The organism is Pedococcus sp. (genome assembly GCF_036554925.1).
Lineage (GTDB): Bacteria > Actinomycetota > Actinomycetes > Actinomycetales > Dermatophilaceae > Pedococcus_A.
Map to the genome: position 1 here is coordinate 1 of NZ_DATBMI010000046.1, position 8,665 is coordinate 8,665.

Sequence of the window (8,665 nt, forward strand, 5' to 3'; positions counted from 1 at the left end):
TCCTCACGGACGGCAGCAGACACCCGCACAGCCTAAGGGTCGATGCTGACAGTTCCCTGACCAGGCGACGTGGCACACTGTCGCCCGTGGACCAGGACGTGGTGAGAAGAGCCCCGCTGTTCGCCGCCCTCGACGACGACGCCGCGGGCCGGCTCATGCAGTCGATGACGCAGCGCCACCTCGAGCGAGGGGACGTGCTCTTCCACGAGGGCGACCAGGGTGACCGGCTCTACGTGATCGGCGAGGGCAAGATCAAGCTGGGCCGGCGCAGCAGCGACGGCCGCGAGAACCTCGTCGCGATCCTCGGCCCTGGCGAGATGTTCGGCGAGCTCAGCCTGTTCGACCCCGGCGCCCGCACGATGACCGCCACCGCGGTCGCCGAGACCCAGCTCCTCGGTGTCGGCAACGAGGACCTCAACGGCCTGCTCGCCGGGCGCCCCGAGGTCGCCAAGGTCCTGCTCGCCGCCCTGGCCAAGAGGCTGCGCCGCACCAACGAGAACCTCGCCGACCTCGTCTTCACCGATGTGCCGGGCCGGGTCGCCAAGGCCCTGCTCGACCTCTCCAGCCGGTTCGGCCGGCCGGTCGAGGACGGCATCCTCGTGGCCCATGACCTGACCCAGGAGGAGCTCGCGCAGCTCGTCGGCGCCTCCCGCGAGACGGTCAACAAGGCGCTCGCCGACTTCGCGTCCCGCGGGTGGCTGCGACTCGAGGCCCGCGCCGTGCTGCTCATGGACGTCGAGCGCCTCAAGCGCCGGGCCCGCTGACCTCCCGCAGGTACTCCAGCTGGGCGGCCACGCTGAGCCTGGCCGCCGGCCACACCTCGCGGGGCACCGCGGCATACACCCGCTCCACCACGTCCTCGACGCCCTGAGCCCCCTCGGCGAGTGCCTGGCGCACCTGCTCGAGCCGCTCACGTCGGTGCGCCTGGTAGAACCCGACCATCGCCGACGCGTCCGGGACCACGGGGCCGTGGCCGGGGAGGATCGTCGTGACGTCCCCGCTGCCGGTCAGCGCCGAGATCCGCTCCAGCGACTCCAGGTATGCCGCGAGCTCGCCGTCCGGGTGCGCCACCACGGTGGTGCCCCGGCCGAGGACGGTGTCGCCGGTCAGCAGCGCGTGGTCGGCGGGCAGGGCGAAGGACAGCGAGTCGGAGGTGTGCCCCGGGGTCGCCACCACCAACAGCTCCAGCCCCCCGACCCGGACGACGTCACCGTCACCGAGGTCGTCGTGGCCGCGGCCGACGGCGCGGGTCGGGGCGCCGGTCAGCTCGGCGAAGCGCGCAGCGGACTCGGCGTGGTCGAGGTGGCCATGGGTGAGGACCGTCTGGGCCACCCGGGCCCCCAGCCCGTCGAGGTGGTCGAGGACCCGCCGCAGGTGGGTCTCGTCCAGGGGTCCCGGGTCGATGACCACCGCCTCGGTGGCGCCCGGCTCGAGGAGGACCCACGTGTTGGTGCCGTCCAGGGTCATGGGGCCGGGGTTGGGCGCCAGGACGCAGTGGGCCCGCTCGGTGACCTGCCCGCCGGACCACTGCTCGGGCACGGGCGGGGCGGTCACCGCGGCAGCTCCGCCCTCATCACCGGGCCGTCGGCGGTCTGGGTGAGCACCGGGGTCACGGCGGCGACACGCGGCTGCTCGGCGATGAAGGCGGCAGCGCTCGGGGCCGCGGCGATCTCCTCGACGCAGACCACGGTGGGCGGCAGCATCATCGCGTCTCCGCGCCGGTGCGCCTCGAGCAGGTCCGTCGCGGCCACCCAGTCGGCGACATCGGCCTCGCTGCTGCGGTCGTCGGCGCCCTGCCCGGCGGGCACGGCCGCCGCGAAGAACCGGGTGTCGTAGCGCCGCGGCTCGAAGACCGGCGTGATCCAGTGGGCGCGGTAGGCCAGCAGGTCCGAGCGGAGCACCAGGTCGTGCGCGATGAGCACCTCGGCCAGGGACAGCGACCGGTCCAGCAGCCGCGCGCGCTGCTCGTGCCAGTGGGCGCCGCTGACGTCGGCCACCACGCTGACCGGCGACGGGCCCGCCAGCAGCACCCCGCACTCCTCGAAGACCTCGCGGACGGCCGCAGCCACGAGCTCGCGCGCGGTCGCCTCGTCCGTCGCGAGGCGCTGCGCCCACTCCGACGGCGCCGGCCCGGCCCACGGCAGCCGCGGGTCGGCGTCGCGCGGGTCGACGCCGCCACCGGGGAAGACCATGGTGCGCGGGGCGAAGGCCATGGTGGCGACGCGGCGCAGCATGAAGACCTCGAGACCCGTCGCACCGTCGCGCACGAACATGACGGTGGCAGCGGGCCGGGGCTCGGCCGGCTCACGACCGGGCCGCCAGGCGTCGGCGTGCTCGCGCAGCACCGGCGCCACGGGGAACTCCCGGATCACCCGGCCACCCCCACCGACCTGCCCTCCGACCTGCCTGACGAACTGCCCCTCGGTTCGGGGTGTTGCCGCGCGCGATGGCGCGCGACAACACCCCGAGGCAGGTCGAGCGGAGGGGTCATCGGCTCAGTCGTCGGCGAGCGCCACGACGATCTCGACCTCGACGGGCGCGTCGAGCGGCAGCACCGCCACGCCCACGGCCGAGCGCGCGTGGATGCCCGCGTCGCCGAAGGCCTTGCCGAGCAGCTCGCTCGCGCCGTTGATGACACCGGGCTGTCCGGTGAAGGTCGGGTCGCTGGCGACGAAGCCGACGACCTTGACGACCTGGGCCACCTTGTCGAGGTCTCCCACGACGGACTTCACGGCGGCGATCGCGTTCAGCGCGCAGACCTGCGCCAGCTCCGCGGCCTTCTCCGGGTCGACCTGGCCCTCACCGAGGCCCACCTTGCCGATCGCGGCGAGCTCGCCGTTCACCATCGGCAGCTGGCCGGAGGTGTAGATGCGGCGCCCGTCCTGGAGAGCGGGGACGTAGGCCGCGACGGGCTTGGCGACCTCGGGGACGGTCAGCCCCAGGTCCTTCAGGCGGTCCTCGACTGCGCTCATCGTCAGGCCTTCTCTCGCTTCAGGTACGCGACCAGGTTGCTGCCGTCGGGCCCGGTGAGGACCTGGACCAGCTCCCAGCCGTCCTCGCCCCACTGGTCGAGGATCTGCTTGGTCGCATGGACGATGAGCGGCACGGTTGCGTACTCCCACTTGGTCATGGGGCGCAGCCTATCCACCGCTGGCACGATGACGACATGGGCACCGAGCGCACCACTGCCGACCCCTCCCCCGAGCCGCTGGGCGTGCTCGACCGGCGGGCACCCGCACCGGCCCGCACCGCGGCATACGGCACCGACCCGGCACAGGTCTATGACGTCCGCCTGCCCCGGGGGGCACGGCGCCGAGTCGGCGTCGTCGTGGTCCACGGCGGTTTCTGGCGGGCGGAGTACGACCGGGCCCACGCCGGCAGCCAGGCCCAGGCGTTCGCCGATGCCGGCTACCCGACGGCGGTGCTGGAGTACCGCCGCACGGGCATGCCCGGGGGCGGCTGGCCGGGGACGGGAGAGGACCTCGCCGCGGCAGTGGCGGCCGTGCGCGCCGACCCGCAGCTGCCGGACCGGCTCGTCCTCGTCGGCCACTCCGCCGGCGGCCACCTCGCCGCGTGGGCCGCCAGCCAGCCGTGGGCGCACGGCCTGGCCGGAGCGGTCAGCCTGGCGGGCGTCGTCGACCTCCGGCTCGCCGCCGACCTCGGGCTGGGGTCCGGGGCCGTGGACGCCTTCATGGGAGCCACCCCTGCCGAGGCCCCGGAGGCGTATGCCGCGGCCGACCCCGCGATGCTGCGCCCTGCCGTGCCGGTCGTGCTCGTCCACGGCCGGGACGACGACACGGTCCCGCTCGGCGTCTCGGAGAGCTACCTCGAGCGCCAGCGGGACCGGGCGGACGAGCGGGCCGAGGTGCGGCTGCACGCCGTCGAGGGCTGCGGGCACTTCGGCCTCATCGACCCCGAGCACCCCGGGTTCGCGGAGGTCCTTGCTGCAGTCGCCCTGTTCGACTCCTAGGCTGGTCGCCATGACTGCCGCCTCACCCCATGCCGGCGTGCGGCTGCACGTCGTCACCGGGAAGGGTGGCACCGGCAAGACCACCGTCGCGTCGGCCCTCGCCCTCGCCCTTGCCCGCCAGGGCAAGCGGGTGCTGCTGGCGGAGGTCGAGGAGCGGCAGGGGATCTCCCAGACCTTCGACGTCGCCCCGATCGGCCACGAGGAGACCCGCATCGTCCACGAGCGCGGCGGCGGCGAGCTCTACGCGCTGAGCGTCGACGTACGCGAGTCCCTCATGGAGTACCTCCAGAAGTTCTACAAGCTGGGCCGGGCCGGGACGGCCCTCGAGAAGGTCGGCGCGGTGGACTTCGCCACCACCATCGCCCCCGGGCTGCGCGACGTGCTGCTCATCGGCAAGGTGTACGAGGCCGTCGGCCGGCGCCGCGGTGGCCGGCACCACGACCGCGACGAGCTGGCCTACGACGCCGTCGTCCTCGACGCACCCCCCACCGGCCGCGTGGTCCGCTTCCTCAACGTCAACGCGGAGGTGGCCGACGTTGCCAAGGTGGGGCCGGTCCGGAGCCAGGCGGACTCCATCACCCGCCTCCTGCGCAGCCACCGCACCGCCGTGCACGTGGTCTCGCTGCTCGAGGAGATGCCCGTCCAGGAGACCGTGGACGCCCTCGCCGAGCTGGCCGCCGCCTCCCTACCGCTCGGGGCGATCGTCATCAACCAGGTCCACGAGCCCCTGATCGGCGAGGAGGACCTGAGGGTCGTGGCCCGCGGCAACGGCTCCCTCGCGGCCTCCGTCACCGCCGACCTGAAGTCGGTGTCCGTGCGCACCAGCGCGGCGATGGTGGCCGGGCTGATCGCCCAGGCCGAGGACCACGTCGACCGGGTCGAGCTCCAGCAGGAGCAGGAGTCCGTCCTGCTCGGGCAGGGGCGGCAGGTGTACCGGCTGCCGATGCTGCCCGAGGGCACGGACGCCGGGGGCATCCGGGTGCTCGCCGACGTGCTCACCGAGCAGGGGATGATCTGATGACGGCCGCACTGTCGCCACCCCTGGACCTCGACGCCCTCCTGCACGACGAGGCCACCAGGATCGTGGTGTGCTGCGGCGCCGGAGGCGTCGGCAAGACCACCGTGGCCGCCGCCCTCGGGCTGCGCGCCGCTGAGGCGGGCCGCCGCGTGGTCGTCCTCACGATCGACCCGGCGAGGCGCCTCGCCCAGTCCCTCGGGCTCTCCGAGCTGGACAACACCCCGCGCCCGGTGGTCGGGTTCGACCCTGCCGCCGGCGGCTCGCTCGACGCGATGATGCTGGACATGAAGCGGACCTTCGACGAGGTCGTCGAGGCGCACGCCACGCCTGAGAAGGCCCAGCAGATCCTGGCCAACCCGTTCTACCAGGCGGTCTCGAGCTCCTTCGCCGGGACGCAGGAGTACATGGCCATGGAGAAGCTCGGGCAGCTGCGCTCGAGGGCCGCGCGGGAGGGCACGTGGGACCTCATCGTCGTCGACACGCCCCCGTCGCGCTCCGCCCTGGACTTCCTCGACGCGCCCAAGCGGCTCGGCTCCTTCCTCGACGGCAGGTTCATCCGGCTGCTCATGGCGCCGGCGAAGGCCGGCGGCCGGGCCTACCTGAAGGTCTTCAGCGGCGGGGTCACCCTCGCGACGAACGTCATGTCGAAGATCCTCGGCGGGCAGGTGCTCCAGGACGTGCAGACGTTCGTGGCCGCCCTGGACACGATGTTCGGCGGGTTCCGCGAGCGGGCCGACGCCACGTACGCGCTGCTCAAGGACCCCGAGACCGCATTCGTCGTCGTGGCGGCCCCGGAGCGTGACGCGCTGCGGGAGGCCTCGTACTTCGTCGCCCGGCTGGACGAGGAGGGCATGCCGCTCGCCGGCGTGGTCGTGAACCGCGTCCAGCGGCTGGCGGCACCCACGCTGAGCGGCTCCCGGGCCTTGGCCGCTGCCGAGCAGCTGGCCGAACGGCAGTCGGACCCTCGGCCCTCGACCGCCGCCTCCGAGACCACCGGCCTCACGGAGGGGCTGCTGCGGCTGCACGTCTCGCTGGCGCAGGCAGCGGACCGGCACGAGGCGCTGGCGCGGCGCTTCGGGGCCGGGCACCCCGGCATACCCATGGTCGAGGTGCCGGCAGCAGCCTCGGACATCCACGACGTCGAGGGCCTGCGCTCGGTCGGGGACGCACTGGCCGTGCGGTCACCGGCGCGACGCTGACGCGTTCGCGGCGGTCTCGCACCGACGCGCTCCCGGCGCGGGGTCAGGCGCTTGGGTCAGGCGCTTGGGTCAGGCGCTGACGGCGCCCTGGTCGCCCTGAGCGGCCCGGGCCTGGGCGAACAGCGAGGCCCAGGAGCTGATGTTGGGCCGGCGCTTCAGCAGGGCCCGGCGCTCCCGCTCGGTCATGCCGCCCCACACGCCGAACTCCGTGCGGTTGTCGAGGGCGTCCGCGAGGCACTCCGCGATCACGGGGCAGCCCTGGCAGACCACCTTCGCGGTCTGCTGTGCCGCGCCCTGGACGAAGAGGGCGTCGGGGTCGGACTTCGCGCACCGGCCCAGCGGCGCCCAATCCTCGACCCAGTGGGCTCCGAAGGCCACGGGACGGGCGGTGCGGGCTGGCGCGATGGTCATTGCGGGTCCTCCACTGGCAACGAGACTCAAACTCCGCCCGATGGGGTTTTGTGTCCACTTCAGGCACCAACGACGATAGAAAAGTTCACTGCTGTGACGACATGGCCCATTCGTGTAGTTCTCCGGTGGCCAAACGGACTAGTCACACCGAGCCATCTGCTCCAGAAGTCGTACGCAGGCCTCTGAGCAGCGGTTTTGCCCCCCACGCGCAACCGCACCCTCCTCGCGGCACGGGGCGGACCAGGCCGCCGGACGGGCCGGACCACCCGGTCGGACCACCCCGCTGCGGCACCCTCGGCGACAGGCGGCCCACAGGCCCCACCCGGACACCCGAATGGCGCCGGGGCATCGACAAAGCGGGCTCCGAGCACTACGGCGGTTACCCTTGGCACCATGCAAGGACGTGCGACAAACCTCGCCAATGTGCTCAGTCTGCTCGGTGCCTTCGTCGCCACGGCCATGGTCATGGGACTTCTGGCTGCCGGCCTGATGATCCCGGCGGTCGGGGCGACGGGGAGCGCAGCCAAGTCGAGCGTCGAGATGTTCGACTCCCTTCCCGGCGAGTTCAGCACGTCCCCCCTGGCCCAGCAGTCGAAGATCTACGACGCCCGCGGCGGCCTGATCACGACGCCGTACGACGAGAACCGCATCATCGTCTCGCTGAAGAGCATCTCCAAGAACATGCAGAATGCTCAGATCGCGATCGAGGACAGCCGCTTCCGTGAGCACGGCGGCGTCGACCCCCGCGGCATCACCCGCGCGCTCGTCTCGAACTTCCAGGGCGGCGACACCCAGGGCGCGTCCACGCTGACGCAGCAGTTCGTCAAGATCACGCTGCAGGAGAACGCCCTGCGGAACAACGACAAGGAAGCCGCGCAGGCGGCGGTCGAGAAGACGTACACGCGCAAGCTGCAGGAGCTGAAGTACGCGATCACCCTGGAGAAGCAGCTGACCAAGGACCAGATCCTGGAGGGCTACCTCAACCTCGTCTACTACGGCGACCAGGCGTACGGCGTCGAGGCGGCCGCCCAGCACTACTTCAGCACCACCGCCGCCAAGCTCACCGTGGCGCAGTCGGCGCTGCTGGCCGGCCTCGTGCAGCAGCCCAGCAAGACCGACCCGATCCACAACCCGGAGCGGGCACAGGTGCGGCGGGACATCGTGCTCGACCGCATGCGGGACCTCGGCATGGTCACCGACAAGGAGTGGAAGGCCGCCAAGGCCATCCCGGTCAAGAAGATGCTCAAGGTCAAGGCCGCCCAGAACACCTGCGGCCGCTCGAGCCAGCCGTACTTCTGCGAGTACGTCCTCGCCTACCTCAAGCAGCTGCCCGCGCTCGGCAAGACGGTGCCCGAGCGGATCAAGAAGATCAACCAGGGCGGCCTGACGATCCAGACGACCCTGGACCCGAAGGTCCAGCAGATGGCCCAGGCCCAGCTGGTGAAGAAGGTGCCGATCGGCAACAGCGAGCGCATCGGCGGCGCCGCCAGCATCGTCGAGCCCGGGACGGGCAAGGTCCTGGCCATGGCGCAGGCGTCGCAGTTCCCGCGCAACGGCGAGAAGGGCAAGAAGTACACCCAGGTGAACTGGAACGTCGACCAGCGCTACGGCGGCACCTCGGGCTTCCAGTTCGGGTCGACCGCGAAGATGTACGCCATCGTCACGGCGCTGCAGAACGGCATCCCCGTCAACGGCAAGGTCCCCTCGAAGTTCGCCACCACCAAGCAGGCCGCCGTGTACACGCCCAGCGAGATGCGCGGCAGGTGCACCGCCGGAACGAGCTGGTCGGTGCGCAACGACGAGGCCATCGGCGGCAAGCCGCTCGCCTTCGACCTCGCCACCGCGCGCTCGGTCAACACCGCCTTCGCCTCGCTGGTGCTCAAGCTCGGCACCGACAAGGTGCAGCGCACCATGACCGCGATGGGCATGCACCAGGGCACGGGAGACCCCATCCAGTGCTACCCCGCGGTCGTGACCCTGGGCGCGAACGACACCACACCGCTGACCTTGGCGACGTCGTACGCGACGCTGGCGGCCGGCGGCAAGTACTGCGCCCCCAACCCGATC

10 protein-coding genes are annotated in these 8,665 nt (G+C 72.2%); 5 read left to right on the forward strand and 5 right to left on the reverse strand.

Going from position 1 to position 8,665, the window contains the following annotated elements:
* The first annotated feature begins 86 nt into the window (after nt 1–86).
* Nucleotides 87–764 (forward strand): Crp/Fnr family transcriptional regulator, encoded by a 678-nt coding sequence (locus VIB11_RS03370; RefSeq protein WP_332028357.1) that lies wholly within the window; start codon nt 87–89, stop codon nt 762–764.
* Here the strand turns inward: VIB11_RS03370 and VIB11_RS03375 are convergent.
* From VIB11_RS03375 to VIB11_RS03390, 4 genes are all read right to left on the reverse strand, one after another.
* Complete coding sequence (locus VIB11_RS03375; protein WP_332028374.1) at nt 745–1,467, reverse strand: MBL fold metallo-hydrolase; 723 nt, start codon at nt 1,465–1,467, stop codon at nt 745–747. The genes VIB11_RS03370 and VIB11_RS03375 overlap by 20 nt on opposite strands.
* Before the next feature lie 83 nt (nt 1,468–1,550).
* On the reverse strand, nt 1,551–2,372 hold the full coding sequence (locus tag VIB11_RS03380; RefSeq protein WP_332028359.1) for an NUDIX hydrolase: 822 nt from the start codon (nt 2,370–2,372) through the stop codon (nt 1,551–1,553).
* 123 nt (nt 2,373–2,495) lie between these two features.
* Nucleotides 2,496–2,972, reverse strand: coding sequence for a RidA family protein (locus VIB11_RS03385; protein ID WP_332028361.1), 477 nt, complete (start codon nt 2,970–2,972; stop codon nt 2,496–2,498).
* Nucleotides 2,973–2,974: 2 nt separating this feature from the next.
* Nucleotides 2,975–3,130, reverse strand: coding sequence for a DUF4177 domain-containing protein (locus VIB11_RS03390; RefSeq protein WP_332028363.1), 156 nt, complete (start codon nt 3,128–3,130; stop codon nt 2,975–2,977).
* Between the two features lie 36 nt (nt 3,131–3,166).
* Between VIB11_RS03390 and VIB11_RS03395 the strand changes: the two genes are divergently transcribed.
* Genes VIB11_RS03395 through VIB11_RS03405 form a run of 3 tightly spaced genes read left to right on the forward strand, consistent with a single transcriptional unit; the run spans nt 3,167 to nt 6,187 of the window.
* The gene (locus tag VIB11_RS03395; protein ID WP_332028365.1) at nt 3,167–3,970 is read left to right on the forward strand and encodes an alpha/beta hydrolase; all 804 of its coding nucleotides are present in this window, start codon (nt 3,167–3,169) and stop codon (nt 3,968–3,970) included.
* 10 nt (nt 3,971–3,980) lie between these two features.
* Entirely contained in the window at nt 3,981–4,988 is a 1,008-nt protein-coding gene (locus tag VIB11_RS03400) for an ArsA-related P-loop ATPase (protein WP_332028366.1), read from the forward strand.
* The gene (locus VIB11_RS03405) at nt 4,988–6,187 is read left to right on the forward strand and encodes an ArsA family ATPase (RefSeq protein ID WP_332028368.1); all 1,200 of its coding nucleotides are present in this window, start codon (nt 4,988–4,990) and stop codon (nt 6,185–6,187) included. Before VIB11_RS03400 ends, VIB11_RS03405 begins: the two co-directional genes overlap by 1 nt.
* Before the next feature lie 69 nt (nt 6,188–6,256).
* Here the strand turns inward: VIB11_RS03405 and VIB11_RS03410 are convergent, their stop codons facing one another.
* A complete protein-coding gene (locus VIB11_RS03410) occupies nt 6,257–6,598 on the reverse strand; it encodes a WhiB family transcriptional regulator (RefSeq protein WP_332028370.1) in 342 nt (113 codons plus the stop codon).
* A gap of 423 nt (nt 6,599–7,021) precedes the next feature.
* Here VIB11_RS03410 and VIB11_RS03415 point away from each other — a divergent pair.
* The coding region (locus tag VIB11_RS03415; protein WP_332028372.1) for a transglycosylase domain-containing protein at nt 7,022–8,665 on the forward strand (1,644 nt) is incomplete at its 3' end.

Coding starts and splice junctions, on each gene's coding strand:
- VIB11_RS03390 (WP_332028363.1), bottom strand. CDS start 3,130: ATGACCAAGTGGGAGTACGCAACCGTGCCGCTCATCGTCCATGCGACC.
- VIB11_RS03385 (WP_332028361.1), bottom strand. CDS start 2,972: ATGAGCGCAGTCGAGGACCGCCTGAAGGACCTGGGGCTGACCGTCCCC.
- VIB11_RS03395 (WP_332028365.1), top strand. CDS start 3,167: ATGGGCACCGAGCGCACCACTGCCGACCCCTCCCCCGAGCCGCTGGGC.
- VIB11_RS03405 (WP_332028368.1), top strand. CDS start 4,988: ATGACGGCCGCACTGTCGCCACCCCTGGACCTCGACGCCCTCCTGCAC.
- VIB11_RS03400 (WP_332028366.1), top strand. CDS start 3,981: ATGACTGCCGCCTCACCCCATGCCGGCGTGCGGCTGCACGTCGTCACC.
- VIB11_RS03410 (WP_332028370.1), bottom strand. CDS start 6,598: ATGACCATCGCGCCAGCCCGCACCGCCCGTCCCGTGGCCTTCGGAGCC.
- VIB11_RS03375 (WP_332028374.1), bottom strand. CDS start 1,467: ATGACCCTGGACGGCACCAACACGTGGGTCCTCCTCGAGCCGGGCGCC.